Here is a 21,098-nt window from a genome sequence, read left to right on the forward strand (position 1 = left end):
GAATATATGCCGCCACAAAAACCGGAATCCACTATCACCCCTTTGCCCATGGATTGCCAGCCAAGGGCATAAAAGGGGCAGATAAACATCTCATGGCGACCCTTTTTCCCATAAAACACTGAAAGTGCAAACGTTTCGAGAAAATCAAGTGGAAAACGTTTAACGCCGCGCCAAATAAGGCTTTGCTGTTTCAAAAAATCCACCACAGGTCACATTTTTTGTGTAGAATACGCGCCCATAACAGAGCGCCGCACCAAGCGGGCATTTCCTAAAACGCTTTTGCCGGATGTCGGGGCGAGAGTGGTTTGCGAAATCCCCCACTTCCATTTATTTGGGGACTCTCTGTGTTGAGCCTCGCCTCCCATGGAACGGTCCCCGTTATGTTGAGGACGATAGTGTGATGGAACAAGCTCGACCCATTCGCCGTGCACTGCTGAGTGTGTCTGACAAAACTGGCATTCTGGAATTTGCCAAGGCACTCAACGAGCGTGGTGTTGCCCTGCTCTCCACGGGCGGTACCGCCAAGCTGCTTGGCGAGGCGGGTCTGCCGGTGACCGAGGTCTCCGACTACACGGGTTTCCCTGAAATGATGGATGGCCGGGTCAAGACCCTGCATCCCAAGGTTCATGGCGGCATCCTCGGCCGTCGGGATCAGGATGACGCCATCATGGCCCAGCACGCTATCTCCCCCATCGACATGGTTGTCGTCAACCTTTACCCCTTTGCTGCCACCGTGGCCAAAGCGGGCTGCACTCTGGCCGATGCGGTCGAGAACATCGACATCGGCGGCCCGACCATGGTGCGCTCTGCCGCCAAAAACCACAAAGATGTCGCTATCGTCGTCAAAGCTGCCGACTATGATCGGGTTATTCGCGAGATGGATGCCAACGGCAACAGCCTGAAACTGGCGACCCGTTTCGATCTTGCCATCGCTGCCTTCGAGCACACCGCTGCCTACGATGGCATGATCGCCAACTATTTCGGCACCATGGTTCCTTCTTACGGTGACAACAAGGAGGGTGACGAGGAGTCCCGCTTCCCGCGCACCTTCAACAGCCAGTTCATCAAGAAGCAGGACATGCGTTACGGCGAAAACAGCCATCAGGCAGCCGCCTTCTACGCCGAAGAGCATGCCGCGCCGGGTTCTGTCTCCAACGCTACCCAGCTGCAGGGCAAGGCGCTCTCCTACAACAACATCGCCGATACCGATGCGGCGCTGGAGTGTGTCAAGGAGTTCGACGAGCCGGCCTGCGTCATCGTCAAGCATGCCAACCCCTGCGGTGTGGCCATCGGTAACGACCTGCTGAGTGCCTACGATCGCGCTTACCAGACCGACCCCACCTCCGCCTTTGGCGGCATCATCGCCTTCAACCGCGAGCTGGATGGCGCCACTGCGGCAGCCATCGTGGCCCGCCAGTTTGTCGAAGTGATCATCGCCCCCACCGTCAGCCAGGAGGCCCGCGATGCGGTCGCTGCCAAGCAGAACGTGCGTCTGCTCGAATGCGGTCAGTGGACGGCACCGGCGCAAGGCTTTGACCTCAAGCGCGTCAACGGCGGCCTGCTGGTACAGGAGCGGGATCTCGGCATGGTGACGCTGGGTGATCTGACCGTGGTCAGCAAGCGCCAGCCGACCGAGGCCGAACTGCAAGATTTGCTGTTCTGCTGGAAAGTGGCCAAGTTCGTCAAATCCAACGCCATTGTCTACGCCAAAGATGGCCAGACCATCGGCGTCGGCGCAGGCCAGATGAGCCGCGTTTATTCGGCCAAAATCGCCGGTATCAAGGCGGCGGACGAAGGGCTGACCGTGGCGGGCTCCGTGATGGCCTCCGATGCCTTCTTCCCGTTCCGCGACGGTATTGATGCTGCCGCGCAGGCCGGTATCTCCTGCGTGATCCAGCCGGGTGGCTCGATGCGCGATCAGGAGGTGATCGATGCCGCCGACGAACACGGTATGTGCATGGTGTTCACCAACATGCGCCATTTCCGTCATTGATGGGTCAGGGGCTGCCGATGGCGGCCCTTTTGTTGTCTCTTTTCAACTGACTATTTCCACTGACTGACGGCCCGGGTGGCCGTCCGGTGACCACAAATAGAAGCGAGCGATACGATGAAAGTACTGATCATTGGCAATGGTGGCCGCGAACACGCTCTGGCCTGGAAGGCCAAACACTCCCCGCTGGTACGTCACGTTTTTGTGGCGCCGGGCAATGCGGGCACCCAGCTTGAGCCGGGGGTCGAGAACGTTGCCATCGAGGCGACCGATATCGAAGGGCTGCTGGCCTTTGCCAAAGAGAAGCAGGTCGGCCTCACCATCGTCGGGCCGGAAGCGCCGCTGGTGAAAGGAGTGGTGGATGCCTTCCGCGCTGCCGGTCAGCCCATCTTTGGCCCGACCGCTGCCGCTGCCCAGCTGGAAGGCTCCAAGGCTTTCACCAAGGATTTCCTGGCCCGTCACGCCATCCCGACCGCCGAGTACCAGAACTTCACCGAAGTGGAGCCAGCACTCGCTTATCTGCGCGAGAAGGGCGCCCCCATCGTCATCAAGGCCGATGGTCTGGCGGCGGGCAAGGGGGTGATTGTCGCCATGACCTTGCAGGAAGCGGAAGACGCGGTGCGCGACATGCTCTCCGGCAATGCCTTTGGCGAAGCGGGCTCCCGGGTGGTGATTGAGGAGTTTCTGGAGGGTGAAGAGGCAAGCTTCATCGTCATGGTCGATGGCGAGCATGTGCTGCCGATGGCCACCAGTCAGGATCACAAGCGGGTTGGCGATGGTGATACCGGCCTCAACACCGGCGGCATGGGGGCATACTCCCCGGCGCCTGTGGTGACCGCCGAGGTACATCGACGCGTGATGGAGCAGGTGATCATGCCGACCGTGCGTGGTATGGCGGCCGAAGGCAACGTCTACACCGGTTTCCTCTATGCCGGTCTGATGATCGACGGTCAGGGCAATCCCAAGGTGATCGAGTTCAACTGCCGTTTCGGCGATCCCGAGACCCAGCCCATCATGCTGCGGATGCAGTCCGATCTGGTGGAGCTCTGTCTGGCCGCTTGCGCGGGCAAGCTGGATCAGAAAGAGGCCATCTATGATCCCCGCGCCGCTATCGGCGTGGTGCTGGCGGCGGGTGGCTATCCTGGCGATTACAGCACCAACCACCCCATCAGCGGCCTGCCCGTGGATGAAGTGGCGGGTGAGAAGGTGTTCCATGCCGGTACCCGTCTGGAGGGCGATACCAGCCTGACCGCTGGTGGTCGCGTGTTGTGCGCAACCGCCCTCGGCCACACTGTGGCAGAAGCCCAGCAGCGTGCCTATCAGCTCGCTGGCCGCATCAAGTGGGATGGCGTCTTCTACCGCAAGGATATCGGCTGGCGCGCCATTGCTCGCGAACAGGAGTAACTGACGCAAGCCATTGGCCAGCTGATTCAGACCCCGCTACGGCGGGGTTTTTTGTCCCTGTTTACCGCTTTCAACCATCCTCATGGTGCGCGTCACCGGCGTTCAATCAGTTACCAAGCGCAAACAAGCGCGGCATATCTGTCACTATTTGCCACAAAAAACAGCATTTTTCACAAACGTTTCACCATGAGTCATGGCATCATGCTGGTGATGAATTCTTGTTTGGATTCATAAGTACCCCTAACAATTCGAGCATGTCGTTATATAAGGAAATCCCATGTTGAAAACCGTCCGCCCCCTGCTGCTGCCCCTGATGTTTGGCCTGATGACCCTGCCTGCCGTGGCGGGTGATCTGGAACAGCCGATGAAGAAGATTGGCTTCAACTACAAGCAGGCCGTCAAGGCTGATGATGCAGCCACCATGGAGAAGCACATCAACGAGATGAAGGCCCAGCTGGATGTGGCCAAGCAGAAGAACATGCCGGCCGCCAAGAAAGAGAAATTCCTTGAAGGGATGAACGAGGTACAGACCGAGCTGGACGCCAGCCTGGCCGCACTCAAGGCGGGTGATGAGGCCAAGGCGCGCGAACATTTGGCCAAGGTCAACGACCTGAAGAAGGAGTACCACAAATATGCCAAGCAAAAAGGGTGAGCCCTTTCGTTGGGATCCGCTGGTTCGCCTGACCCACTGGGGCTTGGTGGCGGTCTGCATCAGCAATCTCTGGGTTAACGAAGCGGGCGAGGAGTGGCACGAGTGGCTGGGTTACGGCGCCATTGGGCTGGTCTCCTTGCGTCTGCTCTGGGGGCTCACTTTCGCCCGTGGCTACGCTCGCCTTGGTGCTCTCATCCCCAGCGGTGAGGATTTTCGCCGGCAAGCGCGAGAGATGCGTGAGCGGCAGCCTCCGGCACCGGGTCATCACGGTAGCGGCAAGCTGGCCGTGTGGGCGCTCTGGCTGGTTGTGCTGGCCACTGCAGGCAGCGGCTGGTTTCAAAATACCGAGACGGGATTTGAACTGGGGGCTGACGAGTGGCATGAGTGGTGCGTGGTGGCGCTGCAGGGACTGATTGGTCTGCACCTGCTGGCCATTGTCTTTACCTCCTGGCGCCAGCGCAGCAATCTGGTTACCCGGATGCTACCCGCCGGGCGTCGCTCATCCATCCAGAGCGGCAGCAACGAGCAAACCTGAGGCTCAGCATTAGGCTCCTTGTCTCTGAGTGAGGCGCCTGATCCGGACCCTGCCCAGACCCGCCCATGGCGGGTCTTTTCTATGACCTCATCGAGCTCATCACTGGACATTGCCCGATCCGCATGTCTAGTCCTGAAATAGGTTTACACATTTTCAACTAGCATTTCTCTACTCAGCACCCCCTATGTACCGCATCGGGGGTTCTGTATTTCAACGCATGATGCGGCCGCTCCGCGTTGTAAATATCCACCGCTTCACGCACCATTTCCCGCGCTTGCGCCAAATCCTGCGGGCTTTGTAGCAATAACTCTCCTTTCAAAATCCCGTTCACCCGCTCCGCCAACGCATTCTGGTAACAGTCATACCCATCCGTCATCGAGCATTTCACCCCGTACCGTTCATGTAATGACTGATACAGCCCAGAGCAATACTGCACGCCACGGTCTGAGTGATGGATTAGCTCCCCGCTGCCACACCGTTGCTTCAGCGCTTTCTTGAACGCCATCGCCACCGACTCCGCGTGCATTCCTTCGTGTACGTGGTGGCCTACTATCTTGCGTGAGTACGCATCCGTCACCAGGCTCAGGTACAGCGGCCCGCTCCTGGCTGGCAGATAGGTGATGTCAGCGACCCAGACCTGCTCCGGGGCCACCGGTGTGACCTGCTCTGGCCCCGCCTTGAGCAAGTTGGGATGACGGTAGAAACGGTGAAAACTGTGGGTGGTCTTGTGATACGCCCGCCTGGGCTGCACCAGCAGGCGGTGCTCGGCCAATATCCGAAACAGCCTGTCACGCCCGACCTTGAGCCCGCCATCATCCAGACCCTGCAGCAGATAATGCAGCTTGCGAGTGCCGACCCGAGGTTGTCGCAGTCGAACCTGACGCACGAAGCGCACCACCTGTAATCCCTGTGCATGGCGCTCGTCGGCGACCCGATTGCGCTTGTAGTAAGCCTGCCGGCTTATCCCCAGAAACAGGCAAGCCCTGACAATGGTCAGCCTCTCGACTTGCCGCTGCGAGAGGACTTGCCGGGTCGCTTTTTTACGATGGAGACACCGTAGTCATTCTTCAGTACATTGACGACGGCCTCAAAAAACTGGGCCTTCTGACTCATCAGCGCCAGCTGCTGCTCGAGTACCTTGATGCGCTGTTCGGGTGTCTGGTTGTCGGGGTCAGGCATGGTGATGCTCCTGCCGGCGCGCAAAGAAGCCCCCTGGCTCCAATCTTGCAGACCATGTTTACGCAACCATACCAGAACGGTGGAGCGGCCCTGAATGCCATAACGCACCTGAGCCTGTTTGTAGGTGAGCTCGCCTTTTTCAATCTGCTCGACCAGTGCCAGTTTAAAAGTCAGCGAGTAATCGCGCTGTGTCCGTTTCACACCTTGTCCCATCGGGTTCTCCATTTATTGGGGGGAAAGGTGTAAACCATATTCAGGACGGGACAGCAGATGCAAAAAGGCCGCTCATCATGAGCGGCCTTTTTCAATTTGGTGGCCCCTGGGGGACTTGAACCCACGACCAATCGATTATGAGTCGACTGCTCTGACCAACTGAGCTAAGGGGCCAAATTGTGCGTTTAGCGGCGTGGATTATAGGGGAAGAGGAAAGGGCAGTCTATAGGCATATCAACCACTTGGCGACTAATTGTCCAGCTTGATTGAGGGCGCAAAGAGGGTCGCAAGGGTAAATGCCAGACAAAACAAAGCCCCGCATGGCGGGGCTTTGGCAGAGCAGTTTGACACAGGGTCAGGACTATTCGTCCAGGAAGCTGCGCAGCACTTCCGAGCGGCTCGGGTGGCGCAGTTTGCGCAGTGCCTTGGCTTCGATCTGACGAATACGCTCACGGGTCACGTCGAACTGTTTGCCCACTTCCTCTAGGGTGTGGTCAGTGTTCATGTCGATACCGAAACGCATCCGCAGTACCTTGGCTTCACGGGCGGTCAGGCCAGCCAGCACTTCGCGGGTGGCGTTGCGCAGGCTTTCGCTGGTCGCAGCATCCGCTGGCAGAGCCAGGGTGGTATCTTCGATAAAGTCGCCCAAGTGGGAATCTTCATCATCACCGATGGGCGTCTCCATGGAGATAGGCTCTTTGGCGATCTTCAGTACCTTGCGGATCTTGTCTTCCGGCATGCCCATGCGCATGGCCAGCTCTTCCGGGTTCGGTTCGCGACCCATTTCCTGCAGCATCTGACGGGAGATACGGTTGAGCTTGTTGATGGTCTCGATCATGTGTACCGGGATACGGATGGTACGGGCCTGATCCGCGATGGAGCGGGTAATGGCCTGACGGATCCACCAAGTTGCATAGGTCGAGAACTTATAGCCACGACGGTATTCAAACTTGTCTACCGCCTTCATCAGACCGATGTTGCCTTCCTGGATCAGATCCAAGAACTGCAGACCACGGTTGGTGTACTTCTTGGCGATAGAGATAACCAGACGCAAGTTGGCCTCAACCATCTCTTTCTTCGCACGGCGGGCTTTGGCCTCACCGATGCTCATGCGGCGGTTGATATCCTTGATCTGGGCAATCGACAGACCGGTCTCTTCTTCAATCTGCTGCAGCTTGCCGATGGCGCGCTGAATATCCTCGTCCATTTCAACCAGACGGGGAGACCAGGCTTTGCCAGCCTGCTTCTGGTATTCGAACCAGGCAGTTTCACACTCGTTGTTGGTGAAGGCCGCGACGAAGGTTTTCTTCGGCATCTTGGCCTGCTCAACGCAGAGCTTCATGATGATGCGTTCCTGCACGCGGACGCGCTCCATCATTTCACGCATGTTGTTGACCAAGCGATCGAACTGCTTGGGCATCAGGCGGAATTGACGGAATACATCGGCCAGCTGGGCGATGGCGGCCTGGGTATCTTCGTGCGCGCGACCATTCTTCTGAATGGAGAGGCGAGTCACTTCATACTGGGCACGCAGTTCGCCGAACTTCTCGCGAGCGACTTCCGGATCCGGGCCACCGTCACCGTCGTCGTCAGAGCTGTCGCCATCTTCGTCTTCGTCTTCTTCGTCCTCTTCATCTTCGTCGGCCAGATCGTCTTCGCCGAGCTCGGAACCGATATGCGTGGCAGTAGGTGCCATGTCTTCGGTTTCGTTCGGATCAATAAACCCAGAGATGATGTCAGAGAGACGCAGCTGCTCGGCTTCGTACTTGTCGTACTGTTCGAGCAGGTAAGTAATTGCTTCAGGGTACTCGGCTACGGAGCTTTGTACCTGGTTGATACCGTCTTCGATCCGCTTGGCGATGTCGATTTCGCCTTCACGGGTCAGCAGTTCGACGGTACCCATTTCCCGCATGTACATGCGGACGGGATCGGTCGTGCGACCAATCTCAGATTCAACAGATGCCAGAGCCTGGGCCGCTGCTTCGGCAGCGTCCTCATCGGCGGTACCACCTTCAGCCATGATAAGGTCATCGGCATCCGGAGCGTTTTCAACCACTTGAATGCCCATATCGTTGATCATCTGAATGATGTCTTCGATCTGGTCTGAATCGACAATGTCTTGCGGGAGGTGATCGTTCACCTCGGCATAGGTCAGGTAGCCCTGTTCTTTACCTTTGGCAACGAGGAGTTTAAGCTGAGACTGCGGGGTTTGCTCCATAGAACTCATCCGGTTGGTGTTGCTAGGTTGCGCGTACAGTGCGCTGCTGCGCAAATAGCCAATTCTAATAGAAAACCGCCAGACATGCTATGTCTGGTTGCGGCGTCGGTCATGAGAAACCCCTGCCCGCAGTATTGTCGGGGCCAGGCGGTTATAAATTTTTTGCTTTTCATCCCGTCGATTCGGGCAACGCTATCCATATTGGGACTAATCACTCAAATATCAAGCCCCACTCTCATTTCTTTTCTCAATTTGCACCTCTCTTATCAGCATCATCAGCTCTTGGGTTTCTTCGGAGCTTAGTCCTTCCTGAGCCACTTTGGCCTGCAATTCTTCGATCCGCTGTTTCAGAAACTGGTTGATGAAGCCGACGAAGGTGTCCTGCAATTCTCCCAGAATATCTGGATCCTGATCGAGTTTGATCTCCTCGAACAGGTCGTGCATGGCCAGCTGAGCAAGGATCTCTCCCTCCTTGGTTCCACGCCAGTGTTCCAGCAGGATACCGGTTGTGATACCGGGCTGTGCCAGGATTTGCTGGTGCAGTTGCAGCAGGAACTTGATGCCCTGTACGCGTAGCCCGGCCAATTCCGGCATGGGGGGAAGCTCAGCCGTTACTGCCGGATATTGCACCATCAGTGCCAGTGCACGCCGCAGTGGCGTCAGCTTGGTTGCCTTGGGTTTGTTGACCTCGGCCTTGGGCTGACTGTTGCGGGCAAACAGCTCGGCGATGCGCTGCTTGTTCTCACCCCAGCGCATCATGCTGGAGAGGCGGGTGATCAGCCCTTCGCGGGTAAACCCTTCCGGTACGCGACGAATAAGCTCGGCGGCCTTGTTGGCCACTTCGAACTTGCCTGCCTCACCGGAGAGCGCCGCATCCCGCCCGAGACGCTCGAACATGAAGTCGGCGAATGGCTGGGCTTCATCGAGCAGGGCTTCGAAGCCCTCCTTGCCGATCTGGCGTACCAGCGAGTCGGGATCCTCGCCATCGGGCAGGAACACGAACTTCAGCTCGCGGCCATCCTGCAGATGAGGAAGGGCATTATCCAGCGCGCGCCAGGCGGCTTCACGACCGGCGTTGTCACCGTCGTAGCAGCAGACTACCTCGGCGGTGGTGCGAAACAGGGTGTGGATATGGTCGCTGGTCGTTGCAGTACCCAGCGCCGCCACCGCATAGTCGATGTCGTACTGACCGAGTGCCACCACATCCATGTAGCCTTCCACCACCAGGATCCGGCGTGGATCCTTGTGTGCCTGCTTCACCTCGTAGAGACCGAACAGCTCCCTCCCTTTATGGAAGATGGGGGTCTCCGGCGAGTTCAGGTACTTGGGGGTGCCATCACCCAGCACCCGGCCACCGAAACCGATGACACGGCCACGCTTGTCACGGATCGGGAACATGATGCGATCGCGGAAACGATCATAACTCCCCGGGCCATTGTCACGGGTGATCAGCATGCCGCCCGAGATAAGCAACAGCTCGTGATCCCGGCTGGTACCAAAGCGGCGGCGCACCTGATCCCAATCGCTCGGTGCATAGCCAATGTTGAAGCGTTTGACCACTTCACCGGTCAGACCGCGGCCTTTGAGATACTCCACCGCATGAGGAGCACTCTTGAGGTTGCTCTCGTAGAAGCGGGCGATCTGGTTCATCAGCTCGAACAGATCCTTGCTAACGGCGGGCTGACTATTGGCCGAGCCGCCGATACTCTGCTCGCGAGGTACCTGCATGCCTTGCATGCTGGCGAGCTCTTCGATGGCGTCGGGAAATTCGAGACCGTCGTACTCCATGACAAAGCCGATGGCGTTGCCGTGGGCGCCACAACCGAAACAGTGGTAGAACTGCTTCTCCTGGCTGACGGTAAAAGAGGGGCTTTTTTCGTTATGAAAAGGGCAGCAAGCCTGGTAGTTCTTACCGGCTTTTTTCAGCCGCACTCGCGAGTCGATCAGCTCGACTATGTCTGTGCGTACGAGCAGATCGTCGATAAAGGATTGGGGGATCCTGCCTGCCATAACCGTCCTGTTTCATTGCGGAGAAAATAAAAAAGCCGCGCATTCCAAGGGAAGCACGGCTTCTTCGACCAAACAAGAGAGTTGCCTGTTACGCCAAGCGGGTTTTCACCTGAGCACTGACGGCGCCGACATCGGCACGCCCCTGAATTTTCGGCTTCAAGACAGCCATGACCTTGCCCATATCAGCCATGACGGCAGCACCACTTTCAGTGATTGCTTGCTCGATCAGGGCAGCAATTTCATCTGCGGTCAGCTGTTGCGGCAGGAATTCCTGCAACACAACGATCTCGGCGGACTCTTTGTCGGCGAGATCCTGGCGACCGGCAGCTTCAAATTGGCTGATGGAATCGCGGCGCTGTTTGACCATTTTGGTCACGACAGCGAGGATATCCTCATCATTCAGCTCGATACGGGTATCGACTTCACGTTGCTTGATTTCTGCCATCAACAAGCGGATCGCTCCCAGACGTGCCTTATCTTTGGCAAGCATGGCGAGCTTTTGCTGATCCTTGAGTTGATCCTTCAGAGACACGGCAATATCTCCCGATTAGTACAGGCGGATACGACGTGCGTTTTCGCGAGACAGCTTCTTGGCGTGACGCTTGACAGCAGACGCTTTGGCGCGCTTACGAATGGTAGTCGGCTTCTCGTAGAACTCACGGCTACGAACTTCGGACAGGATACCGGCTTTTTCGCAAGAACGCTTGAAACGACGCAGAGCAACGTCAAACGGCTCATTTTCACGGACTTTGATTACTGGCATGTGCCTTTCACCTCAGTGATAAATTGTTAGCTGACCTTCAATCGATCAGCATGTCTTAAAATGGTGCGAAATTATACTCTGGACAGGGAATGAAAGTAAACCCGCAGAGATCGCTCTGGTTTAAAAAACCCGCGAAGGTTACCATAGCCGTCTCATTTTAGCAGTGAAATTTTTTAGCAATGCGTGTATTGGGCATAGAGACATCCTGTGACGAAACCGGGATCGCGATCTTCGACGATCAAAAAGGGATCCTTTCCCATCAGTTATACAGCCAGGTCAAGCTGCATGCGGACTACGGTGGCGTAGTCCCCGAACTCGCCAGCCGGGATCATGTTCGCAAGACGATCCCGTTGATCCAGGCCGCATTGCAAGAGGCGGGACTGGGCAAAGATGACATCGACGGCATCGCGTATACCGCGGGGCCGGGTCTGGTTGGCGCCATTCTGGTGGGCGCCACTATTGGTCGTTCGCTGGCGATGGCATGGAACAAGCCTGCTATCGCCGTCCACCATATGGAAGGGCACTTGCTTGCCCCCATGCTGGAAGATAAAGCTCCCGAGTTCCCCTTCGTGGCGCTGCTGGTCTCCGGTGGTCACTCCATGCTGGTGCGGGTTGATGGCATCGGCAGCTATCAGCTGTTGGGCGAATCCATCGATGATGCCGCTGGCGAAGCGTTCGACAAGACCGCCAAGCTGATGGGGCTGGACTATCCGGGTGGCCCGCTGCTCTCCCGTCTGGCCGAGAAGGGCACTACCGGACGTTTTCACTTCCCCCGTCCCATGACAGATCGCCCAGGGCTCGATATGAGCTTCTCCGGCCTGAAGACCTTCACCGCTAACACCATCGCCGCCAATGGTGATGATGAGCAGACCCGTGCCGATATCGCTCGGGCGTTTGAAGATGCGGTGGTCGATACCCTGGCCATCAAGTGCCGTCGTGCTTTGAAAGAGACCGGTCTTAAGCGTCTGGTGGTTGCTGGCGGCGTCAGTGCCAACCGTCATCTGCGAGCCCATCTGGCCGAGCTGATGGAGAGCCTCAAGGGCGAGGTGTTCTATCCGCGCACTGAATATTGCACCGATAACGGCGCCATGATCGCTTACGCCGGTATGCAGCGCCTGAAAGCGGGCGTGTTCGAACCGCTAGCGGTCAAAGCCGTGCCGCGCTGGCCGCTGGATACCCTGGATCCGGTCTGATCCTACGGATCCCGCCTTCTGGCGTGGTGCTGAGTACCATGGTGGCCTACTACTCCGGCAATCCGGCAGCGGTGGTTATAGCGCCGTTGGCACGCTGTTGTGGTGTCTGCTGTCGCCGTGGTTGAGCCATCCGGATAAGACGTCAGGTCTCTCGCTGCCAGACAGCCAAGCACAGAGTAAAGAGATAAAAAAATCCCCGCCAACTGGCGGGGATTTTTGTTTGGTAATCGGCAGGCGATAGATTACAGCAGGATGCCGCCGAAGAAGAAGCCCAGTGCCACGGCGATGGCGATAGTGGCGGTGCCCGGTACGAAGAAGGGGTGGTTGAAGACCGCCTTACCGATACGGGTGGAGCCGGTGTCGTCCATCTCTACCGCGGCCAGCAGAGTCGGGTAGGTCGGCAGTACGAACAGGGCGCTCACGGCTGCGAAAGAGGCAATCGCAGTCAGCGGGCTGACACCCAGTGCCAGTGCGGCAGGCATCAACGCTTTGGTGGTGGCGCCTTGTGAATAGAGCAGCATGGCGGCGAAGAACAGCACCACGGCCAGCAGCCAGGAGTACTGGTTCAGCAGGTCGCCAGCGATCAGCTGGATGGTGTCCATGTTGCCTTTCACGAAGACGTTACCCAGCCAGGCGACACCCAGTACGCAGATACAGGCGGACATACCGGACTTGAAGGTCGGCATGTTGGTCACTTGGGTGGCGTCCAGTTTGCACACCAGGGTCATGATGGTGGCCGCGGCCAGCATGATGCCCATGATGGCACCGTCACGGGGGATTGGCGGGTTGGTGATCAGGCCCACTTTACCGGAGATGGCAGTGGCATAAGCCATGACAGCAACGATGGCGGCGATGAAGATCCAGACAGACAGTTTGGCGTACGGTTTGATCTCGAGCTTGGTAGTACCACGCAGTTTGATCAGGCCCTTGGCTTTACGCTCCAGATAGACTTCGTCCTGCTCCAGCGGCTTGCCCATCATGTTGGCAATGAAGGCGCCCAGGATACAGGCCAGGAAGGTGGAGGGGATGCAGATGGCCAGCAGGGTCAGGTAGTCAACACCAAATGGCTCGAGCATGCCGGAGAAGGCAACCACAGCGGCAGAGATCGGGGAGGCTGTGATGGCGATCTGGGAGGCGACAACCGCGATGGAGAGCGGACGGGATGGGCGGATCCCTTGCTCTTTGGCCACTTCCGCGATCACCGGCAGGGTGGAGAAGGCGGTATGACCGGTACCGGCCAGCATGGTCATCAGGTAGGTGACCACCGGGGCGGCGAAGGTAATGTATTTGGGGTTCTTGCGCAGCGCTTTTTCTGCCAGGAAGACTAGGTAGTCCATCCCGCCAGCCAGTTGCATACAGGCGATGGCGCAGATGACGGACGCGATGATCATGATCACATCCCAAGGGATGTAGCTGACCAGTTGATCGCTCGGGATGGGCATGCCCAGACCCCACGTCAATACCAGTACCCCCAGACCACCGGCAAAGCCGATGCCGATGCTGCCTATCCGGGCCCCCAGATAGATAGCGGCGAGCACGACAAGTAACTCGATTCCAATCATAGCGATAACTCCATTTTTTAGTTTTTGGTTTTTATTTGGCAAAAAGCCAATTCCCGATCGGGCTGGGGATAAAGACCAATCGGGAACTGACTTTATGGGCCGGGAAGATCCCGGCCCACACTCGCTTATACGGCAGCTTCGCGGGTGAAACGCTTGGCTTTGTATTGCGGGTTCATCAGGTTCTCGATGGAGAGAATTTCGTCCAGCTGCTCGGCGCTCAGCAGGCCGCGCTCAAGAACGACTTCGCGGACGTTCTTGCCGGTCTGGGCACAGATCTTGCCGACGATATCCCCTTCGTGGTGGCCGATGAAGGGGTTCAGGTAGGTCACGATACCGATGGAGTTCAGCACGTGATTCATGCAGATTTCCGGGTTGGCGGTGATACCTTCCACGCACTTCTCGCGCAGGGAAATACAGGCTTTTTCCATCAGGCTCAGGGATTCGAACATCGCCTGACCAATCACCGGCTCCATGACGTTCAGCTGCAACTGACCGGCTTCGGCGGCGAAGGTGATGGTGATGTCGTTACCGAATACCTTGAAGCAGGATTGGTTGACCACTTCCGGGATAACCGGGTTGACCTTGGCCGGCATGATGGAGGAACCCGCCTGCATTTCCGGCAGGTTGATCTCTTTCAGTGCAGTGCGCGGGCCGGAGGAGAGCAGACGCAGGTCGTTACAGATCTTGGAGAGCTTCATGGCCAGACGCTTGATGGCGCCGTGCAGCATGACGTAGGCGCCACAGTCGGAGGTCGCTTCGATCAGATCTTCTGCCGGCACATAGGCACGACCGGTGATCTCGGCCAGACGCTTGATAGCCAGTGCAGAGTACTCGGGCGGAGTGTTCAGACCGGTACCGATGGCGGTAGCGCCCAGGTTCACTTCCAGCAGCAGCTCCTGGCAACGCTTGATGGATTTGATCTCTTCACGCAGGGTCACGGCGAACGCGTGGAACTCCTGACCCAGGGTCATCGGAACCGCATCTTGCAGCTGGGTACGACCCATCTTCAGGATGTTTTTGAACTCTTTCGCTTTGGCATCGAATGCCGCGATCAGGTGCTCCAGCGCGTGCAGAGTCACGTCAGTGCTGTTGACCACAGCAACGCGGAAACCGGTCGGGTAGGCATCGTTGGTGGACTGGCACTTGTTGACGTGGTCGTTCGGGTTGATGACGTCGTAACGGCCTTTCTCCAGACCCATGATTTCCAGGGCGATGTTGGCCAGTACTTCGTTGGTGTTCATGTTGACGGAGGTGCCGGCACCACCCTGGTAAACGTCGACCGGGAACTGGTCGAAGCATTTGCCGGTGTTCAGCATCAGGTCGCAGGCTTCTACGATCTTGTCAGCAATTTCAGGACGGATGGTACCCAGTTCACCGTTTGCCAGCGCAGCGGCCTTCTTGGTCAGCACCATACCGCGGACGAATTCCGGAACGTCAGAAATCTTCTGAGAGCTGATCTTGAAGTTCTCGACAGCGCGCAGGGTGTGCACACCGTAGTAGAGATCATTGGAAACTTCTTTGGTGCCCAGCAGGTCTTCTTCAATGCGGACGTTCTTGATGTCGCTCATTGTAATGCCTCAGAAATCAGATAAATGGAAAAATCCTCACCGAGTGGTCGCGAGTTCCTTGCGCACAGCTCATCCTGAAGCACCACACATCGAGTGGGGCGGTTGGGAGAATAACCTCCCGAAAAACTAATCAATATACTACTCCAATTGAGGTATCGGTTATTAGAGGTGGATCACTAAATTTGCGACATTTTCAAATTACTTTGAGAAAAGTACACATATGTTATGAAGTTTTTATCGTGATGATTTTTATAAGTTTTTGTGAATTTTTGCTGGTTTTTTAGATTGCTGATGACGTGGGAGTCAGTTGGCCAACTTGAAAAGAGGGGGGCTGCCCCCATTTATTCAGGGCAGAAAGTGGTGATGACGGGGCGGCAAAATCGCCTCTGACCATCGTTGGATGGGGGCCACTTTTTCTCAATTTACCGGTGCTGGAGTGGATATGGGCAAGTTGTTTTTGTTGTTGGTGGGTCTGGTTGTGCTGGAGCTCACCGTGATGATCGAGGTCGGCTCGGTAATCGGGGCGCTGCCGACTGTCGGCTTGCTCATCCTGACAGCGGTATTGGGCTCCTCGCTGGTGCGCAGTGAAGGGCTCAAGACCCTGTTCAGCGCCCAGCAAAAGATGCAGATGGGCGAGATGCCGGGCCGCGAGGTGATGGGGGGCATGATGCTTGCGTTGGCCGGTTTGCTGCTGATTATCCCGGGTTTCGTGACCGACATTTTCGGTGTGCTGTTGCTGCAACCCTGGCTGCGTAACAAACTGGCTGACAAGCTGATCGGCAGCAGCCAGTTCCGGATGCAGATGGGTGGCTTCCAGCGTACTCAATCGCCGTTTGGCAACGCACCGTCCGATGATCATCTGGGGAACGCCAAGCAGGGCGGCACCACCATCGAAGGCGAATTTGAGCGTAAAGAGTAATCGACGAGACGAAAACCCGAGGCGAGTGACTGAATCAGGGTTTGCCCTGATGGCACAAGGCCTCGAAGCGGTGTCGGGCATACCACCACGCGAGGGTGCCCGCCGCCAGATTTGCCAGCAGTATCCCCAGATATATCCCCTGTTCTCCTCCCAGCTTTGCCCCCAGCCAGGCTCCTGGCAACAGAACACCAAACAGTCGCAATCCATTGAACAAGAACGAAATACTGGATGCCCTCACGCCATTGAGTGCCGAGGCCAGCAGCATCACCATGCCCTGAAAGCCGTAACCGATCGGCACCAGATGCAGATAGAGAATGATGAGGCGAATGACCTGCGGATGATCGCTGAACAGATTGGCGATGAGTGGCGCCAGTAGCCAGGTCAGGCCATAGATGGCGAGCTGGAACAGTAGTGCAAAGCGCATGCAGCTCTGCAGTGCAGCTTTGGCGCGGGCCGGATTGCCAGCGCCGCAGTTTTGCGAGATGAAAGGGGCCAGTACGGAGGCGAGGGCCATCATCACAATCAGCAGCAGCGCCTCAACCCGCGATGCGGCGCCGTAAGCGGCGACCACCTCGGTACCCAGACCGGCGAAAATCGTCATCAGCACTGCGTTGGCCAGCGGGTTGAGCATATTGGTAAAAGAGGCTGGGACGGCGACATGGAGTAACGCCCGCCAGTGGGATAGCAACCGAGCCCGCGGCGAGAGGCGCCACAGCAGCAAGCCCTCCCGATGACGCAGGATATAGAGGCTGACCAGCATTGCCATCAACCAGGAGATAGAGGTGGCGATGGCGGCCCCGCGGATCCCCCACTCGGGAAAGGGGCCGATACCGAAGATCAACAGAGGATCCAGTACCCCGTTGACCAACCCGGCTACTGCCATCACCAAACTGGGGGTTTTGGTATCGCCGGTCGCCCGGATGGCGGCATTGCCCACCATGGGCAGCACCAGCATGGGGACGGTGAGATACCAGATCAGCATGTAGTCATGGATGAGGGAGATAAGCTCGGCACTGGCCCCCAGCAGAGTAAACAGAGGCTTGATGGTGAGAGCGCCCCCAGCGGAGAGCAGGGCCACCATGATCACCGCCAGAAACAGGCTGTCGGTGGCGAGATGGGCCGCCTCATCGTGTTTGCCCTGCCCCAGGGTATGACCGATCACCGCTGACAATCCGGCGCCCAATCCCATCGCCAGCGAGGTAACCACAAAAGTGACAGGAAAGGTAAAACTGATGGCGGCCAGAGCTTCGGTGCCCAGCATACCGATAAAAAAGGTATCGACCAGATTGAAGGCCAGAATGGCGATGATGCCGAAGATCATGGGGCCCGTCATCTGGCGCAGTACGACCGGAATAGGGGCTGTCAGCATGGGGTTGGTGCGGGTCAAGGGCTCGTCTCTACAGCTGGCTTTGAAGGTTCTGGCATGGAAACCGGGCGGCTTGAACCGACCTTGCACCAGGGTGCGGACATGGCTGAACCATCGAAGATGTTTATAGTACGTGAAAAAATTTTTTTTGTATTTGCCCTTGAAGGGTTAGCAACTCTGCCCCACATCAGGGACATATCTAATTTGGCCTGGAACGGCCATTCCTCAAAGCAACAATGAGACTCATTTTGGGAGAGTTATCGATGAAAATTCGTCCACTGCACGACCGCGTCATCATCAAGCGCATCGAAGCTGAAGCCAAATCTGCCGGCGGTATCGTCTTGACTGGTACTGCGGCCCAGAAGTCCACCCGTGGTGAAGTGCTTGCCGTGGGGACTGGTCGCATCCTGGATAATGGCGAAGTCAAAGCGCTGGCCGTGAAGGTTGGTGACAAGGTTATCTTCAACGAAGGCTACGGTGTTAAGACCGAGAAGCTGGATGGTCAGGACGTCCTGATCCTCTCCGAAACCGACATCCTGGCGATTGTCGAAGAGTAATCCATCCTCCTTTTCCCCGAATTGATTTAAGGATTGAAGAAAAATGGCAGCTAAAGACGTTAAGTTTGGTAACGAAGCCCGCATCAAGATGCTGGAAGGCGTAAACATCCTGGCTGATGCCGTCAAGGTGACTCTGGGCCCGAAAGGCCGCAACGTGGTGCTGGACAAGTCCTTCGGCGCCCCGACCATCACTAAAGATGGTGTTTCTGTTGCGCGCGAAATCGAGCTGGAAGACAAGTTCCAGAATATGGGCGCCCAGATGGTCAAGGAAGTGGCTTCCAAGGCGAACGATGCCGCCGGTGACGGTACCACTACTGCAACCGTTCTGGCTCAGGCTATCGTCAACGAAGGTCTGAAAGCCGTTGCCGCCGGTATGAACCCGATGGATCTGAAACGCGGTATCGACAAGGCCGTTGTGGCTGCTGTTGCTGAACTGCAAGCACTGTCCCAGCCGTGCGCTGACAGCAATGCCATCGCTCAGGTGGGCACCATCTCCGCCAACTCCGACGAGAAAGTGGGCAAGCTGATTGCTGAAGCCATGGACAAAGTGGGTCGCGATGGCGTCATCACCGTTGAAGATGGTCAGGGTCTGGAAGATGAGCTGGCAGTTGTTGAAGGTATGCAGTTCGACCGCGGCTACCTGTCCCCCTACTTCATCAACAAGCAAGAGACCGGTTCCGTTGAACTGGACGACCCGTTCATCCTGCTGGTTGACAAGAAAGTCTCCAACATCCGCGAAATGCTGCCGGTGCTGGAAGGCGTTGCCAAAGCTGGCAAGCCGCTGCTGATTGTTGCTGAAGACGTAGAAGGCGAAGCCCTGGCGACTCTGGTGGTCAACACCATGCGCGGTATCGTGAAAGTGGCTGCCGTCAAGGCGCCTGGCTTCGGTGACCGTCGCAAGGCCATGCTGCAGGATATCGCTGTACTGACTGGCGGTACTGTCATCTCCGAAGAAGTGGGCATGGAGCTGGAAAAAGCGACTCTGGAAGATCTGGGTCGTGCCAAGCGTATCGTCATCACCAAAGAGAACACCACCATCATCGATGGCGTGGGTGATGCCGGTGTGATCGAAGGCCGTGTTGCCCAGATCCGTCAACAGATCGAAGAGACCTCTTCCGACTACGATCGTGAGAAGCTGCAAGAGCGCGTAGCCAAGCTGGCTGGCGGTGTTGCCGTGATCAAGGTTGGCGCAGCCACCGAAGTCGAGATGAAAGAGAAAAAAGCCCGCGTGGAAGATGCCCTGCACGCTACCCGCGCCGCGGTTGAAGAAGGTGTGGTTGCCGGTGGTGGTGTTGCGCTGGTTCGCGTTGCTGCCAAACTGGCTGGCCTGCGCGGTGACAACGAAGACCAGAACGTCGGTATCAAGGTTGCCCTGCGCGCCATGGAAGCCCCGCTGCGTCAAATCGTCATCAACGCCGGTGAAGAAGCCTCCGTCATTGCCAACGCAGTGAAGAACGGCGAAGGCAACTTCGGTTACAACGCTTACAGCGAACAGTATGGCGACATGCTGGCCATGGGCATCCTGGATCCGACCAAGGTAACCCGTTCCGCCCTGCAGTTTGCCTCTTCCATCGCCGGTCTGATGATCACCACCGAGTGCATGGTCACCGAACTGCCGAAGAAAGATACCCCTGCTATGCCTGACATGGGCGGCATGGGTGGCATGGGCATGATGTAATCATCCCCCTTGTTCTGTTTGACAAACGGCTCGCTCAAGGCGAGCCGTTTTTTTATATCTGGCTAAACTGAGTCTGTTGAGACAGCAAATCTGGGGGCGATATGAAAATGTTTGGTTGGCTGACACTACTGTGTTCATTGGTCATCATGCCGGTGATGGCTGCTGAGGCGCTGACGGGGCCGGTGATCCTGAAAGTCGGTGGTAACATCAGGTCGACAGACGAAGTTGATGGCAAGGTGTTGTTTGATCTGGCAAAACTACAGGCTCTGCCGCAACATGAGATAGTGACCGGCAACCCGTGGGTGGATAAGCCACACACCTACAGAGGCCCAAAACTGGCCGATGTATTGGCTGCAGTCGGTGCGGATGGCAAGACCATTACGTTGACAGCACTGAACAGTTTCCAGATCCGCATTGAATGGGACAAGGTTGCCAAATACGAGCCCATTCTTGCATGGGAAGACAATGGGGCTGTCATGCGGGTGCGTGACAAGGGGCCGGTCTGGTTTATGCTGCCTCTTGATCAATATCCGGAATTGAAGCGATCCGAATATACCGACATGATGATCTGGCAGCTGGATTTGATAGACATTCAGCACTGATAAAAACCGCACGGGAGCATGGGGTGAAAGGAAAGACCAGGGCGTGGCCACTGCTCGTCATTCTGTATGTATCCATCCTGTTGTTTACCGGGAGCACCCTCTATTGCCTGATGCAGATCCAGAATGCGACCAGAGCGATGGAGAAATACACCTATGATGTCTCCTGGGCGCTGATGCAGTTGCAGCTGGAGCTCGGGCGTTTCCTCAATGCGGTAGAGGTCTATCACTATGGCGGGATTGATCATGACACTTTGATGTTGCGTTATGACATTCTCTGGAGCAGAACGCCCATCCTGTTGAGCGGCCAGTTGCGCAAGAGCATGCAGGACAAGCAGAAAACCTTGCGTCTGGTGCAGCTGATTGAAACCAATATTCGCCAAATAGAGCCCGACATCACCAAGTTGCAAAGCGGGGCATCTGACTATCAGCAGATCATGATGCGCCTTGCCCCGCTGCAAGAGCCGCTCTCCTACTCCCTCGCTTCTGTGATGCAGAAGAACATTAACGTCTATTCCGAGAACGATCGTCATTTTGGGCAGTTGCGCAATGCCTTGTTGCTGATGGTCTCCGGTTTGGTCATGTCAGTGCTGCTGCTCAGCATGCTGCTTATATATGAAGGGCGTCGTCATTTCAGAGCGGCCAGACGGGATCCGCTGACCGGCTTGTCCAATCGGGTTGCTTTGCTGGAG

General features: G+C 56.9%; 18 protein-coding genes and 1 tRNA gene (1 of these 19 cut by a window edge). 10 read left to right on the forward strand and 9 right to left on the reverse strand.

Annotation, left to right across the window (positions count from 1 at the left end; all coding sequences use genetic code 11):
- The first annotated feature begins 400 nt into the window (after positions 1–400).
- The 4 genes from purH to ACTG2B_RS03860 all read left to right on the forward strand — a co-directional run bounded on the left by purH (position 401) and on the right by ACTG2B_RS03860 (position 4,581).
- A complete protein-coding gene (purH, locus tag ACTG2B_RS03845) occupies positions 401–1,993 on the forward strand; it encodes a bifunctional phosphoribosylaminoimidazolecarboxamide formyltransferase/IMP cyclohydrolase (protein WP_439995231.1) in 1,593 nt (530 codons plus the stop codon).
- Between the two features lie 114 nt (positions 1,994–2,107).
- Positions 2,108–3,394: a phosphoribosylamine--glycine ligase gene (gene purD, locus ACTG2B_RS03850; protein ID WP_335832351.1), complete on the forward strand. Its 1,287-nt coding sequence runs from the start codon at positions 2,108–2,110 to the stop codon at positions 3,392–3,394.
- Between the two features lie 277 nt (positions 3,395–3,671).
- Positions 3,672–4,046, forward strand: a complete 375-nt coding sequence (locus ACTG2B_RS03855) for a cytochrome b562 (RefSeq protein ID WP_005349056.1) — start codon at positions 3,672–3,674, stop codon at positions 4,044–4,046.
- Complete coding sequence (locus ACTG2B_RS03860; RefSeq protein WP_179903166.1) at positions 4,027–4,581, forward strand: cytochrome b/b6 domain-containing protein; 555 nt, start codon at positions 4,027–4,029, stop codon at positions 4,579–4,581. The genes ACTG2B_RS03855 and ACTG2B_RS03860 overlap by 20 nt, the downstream gene beginning before the upstream one ends.
- 172 nt (positions 4,582–4,753) lie before the next feature.
- Here the strand turns inward: ACTG2B_RS03860 and ACTG2B_RS03865 are convergent.
- The 6 genes from ACTG2B_RS03865 to rpsU form a co-directional block, all read right to left on the reverse strand.
- A protein-coding gene (locus tag ACTG2B_RS03865) for an IS3 family transposase (protein WP_439995232.1) occupies positions 4,754–5,973 on the reverse strand; the annotation gives its coding sequence in 2 pieces (ribosomal slippage) (positions 4,754–5,625 and positions 5,625–5,973; 1,221 coding nt in all).
- A gap of 97 nt (positions 5,974–6,070) precedes the next feature.
- Positions 6,071–6,147, reverse strand: a tRNA-Ile gene (locus ACTG2B_RS03870).
- Positions 6,148–6,334: 187 nt separating this feature from the next.
- On the reverse strand, positions 6,335–8,230 hold the full coding sequence (rpoD, locus tag ACTG2B_RS03875; RefSeq protein WP_263718854.1) for an RNA polymerase sigma factor RpoD: 1,896 nt from the start codon (positions 8,228–8,230) through the stop codon (positions 6,335–6,337).
- A 183-nt stretch (positions 8,231–8,413) separates the two neighbouring features.
- Positions 8,414–10,201: a DNA primase gene (gene dnaG, locus ACTG2B_RS03880; protein ID WP_439995233.1), complete on the reverse strand. Its 1,788-nt coding sequence runs from the start codon at positions 10,199–10,201 to the stop codon at positions 8,414–8,416.
- Between the two features lie 88 nt (positions 10,202–10,289).
- Positions 10,290–10,733 (reverse strand): GatB/YqeY domain-containing protein, encoded by a 444-nt coding sequence (locus ACTG2B_RS03885; protein ID WP_005349081.1) that lies wholly within the window; start codon positions 10,731–10,733, stop codon positions 10,290–10,292.
- Positions 10,734–10,748: 15 nt separating this feature from the next.
- A complete protein-coding gene (gene rpsU / locus ACTG2B_RS03890; RefSeq protein WP_005309452.1) occupies positions 10,749–10,964 on the reverse strand; it encodes a 30S ribosomal protein S21 in 216 nt (71 codons plus the stop codon).
- Positions 10,965–11,143: 179 nt separating this feature from the next.
- Between rpsU and tsaD the strand changes: the two genes are divergently transcribed.
- The gene (gene tsaD, locus ACTG2B_RS03895; RefSeq protein WP_439995234.1) at positions 11,144–12,157 is read left to right on the forward strand and encodes a tRNA (adenosine(37)-N6)-threonylcarbamoyltransferase complex transferase subunit TsaD; all 1,014 of its coding nucleotides are present in this window, start codon (positions 11,144–11,146) and stop codon (positions 12,155–12,157) included.
- 242 nt (positions 12,158–12,399) lie between these two features.
- Here the strand turns inward: tsaD and ACTG2B_RS03900 are convergent, their stop codons facing one another.
- Together ACTG2B_RS03900 and aspA are read right to left on the reverse strand one after the other, a co-directional pair.
- The gene (locus tag ACTG2B_RS03900) at positions 12,400–13,719 is read right to left on the reverse strand and encodes an anaerobic C4-dicarboxylate transporter (RefSeq protein WP_021229055.1); all 1,320 of its coding nucleotides are present in this window, start codon (positions 13,717–13,719) and stop codon (positions 12,400–12,402) included.
- A 125-nt stretch (positions 13,720–13,844) separates the two neighbouring features.
- Positions 13,845–15,287: an aspartate ammonia-lyase gene (gene aspA / locus ACTG2B_RS03905; RefSeq protein ID WP_005340569.1), complete on the reverse strand. Its 1,443-nt coding sequence runs from the start codon at positions 15,285–15,287 to the stop codon at positions 13,845–13,847.
- Positions 15,288–15,729: 442 nt separating this feature from the next.
- Between aspA and ACTG2B_RS03910 the strand changes: the two genes are divergently transcribed.
- Positions 15,730–16,206 carry an FxsA family protein gene (locus tag ACTG2B_RS03910; RefSeq protein ID WP_043826334.1) on the forward strand — a complete coding sequence of 159 codons (477 nt, stop codon included), beginning with the start codon at positions 15,730–15,732 and terminating at the stop codon, positions 16,204–16,206.
- A gap of 34 nt (positions 16,207–16,240) precedes the next feature.
- Here the strand turns inward: ACTG2B_RS03910 and ACTG2B_RS03915 are convergent, their stop codons facing one another.
- Entirely contained in the window at positions 16,241–17,575 is a 1,335-nt protein-coding gene (locus ACTG2B_RS03915; protein ID WP_439996908.1) for an MATE family efflux transporter, read from the reverse strand.
- 260 nt (positions 17,576–17,835) lie between these two features.
- On the opposite strand from ACTG2B_RS03915, the gene ACTG2B_RS03920 reads away from it, so the two are divergent.
- The 4 genes from ACTG2B_RS03920 to ACTG2B_RS03935 all read left to right on the forward strand — a co-directional run.
- Entirely contained in the window at positions 17,836–18,129 is a 294-nt protein-coding gene (locus ACTG2B_RS03920) for a co-chaperone GroES (protein WP_005340573.1), read from the forward strand.
- Positions 18,130–18,172: 43 nt separating this feature from the next.
- Positions 18,173–19,807 (forward strand): chaperonin GroEL, encoded by a 1,635-nt coding sequence (groL, locus tag ACTG2B_RS03925; protein ID WP_005340575.1) that lies wholly within the window; start codon positions 18,173–18,175, stop codon positions 19,805–19,807.
- A gap of 101 nt (positions 19,808–19,908) precedes the next feature.
- Positions 19,909–20,409 carry a molybdopterin-binding oxidoreductase gene (locus tag ACTG2B_RS03930; RefSeq protein ID WP_186301893.1) on the forward strand — a complete coding sequence of 167 codons (501 nt, stop codon included), beginning with the start codon at positions 19,909–19,911 and terminating at the stop codon, positions 20,407–20,409.
- Between the two features lie 23 nt (positions 20,410–20,432).
- Positions 20,433–21,098, forward strand: the 5' end (the start) of a protein-coding gene (locus ACTG2B_RS03935; RefSeq protein WP_005358159.1) for a putative bifunctional diguanylate cyclase/phosphodiesterase. The gene runs 1,266 nt beyond the window's last position; the window shows 666 of its 1,932 coding nt (coding positions 1–666); the start codon lies at positions 20,433–20,435; its stop codon lies beyond the right edge, outside the window.

The organism is Aeromonas sp. 30P, assembly GCF_051919805.1.
Classification (GTDB): domain Bacteria; phylum Pseudomonadota; class Gammaproteobacteria; order Enterobacterales; family Aeromonadaceae; genus Aeromonas; species Aeromonas veronii.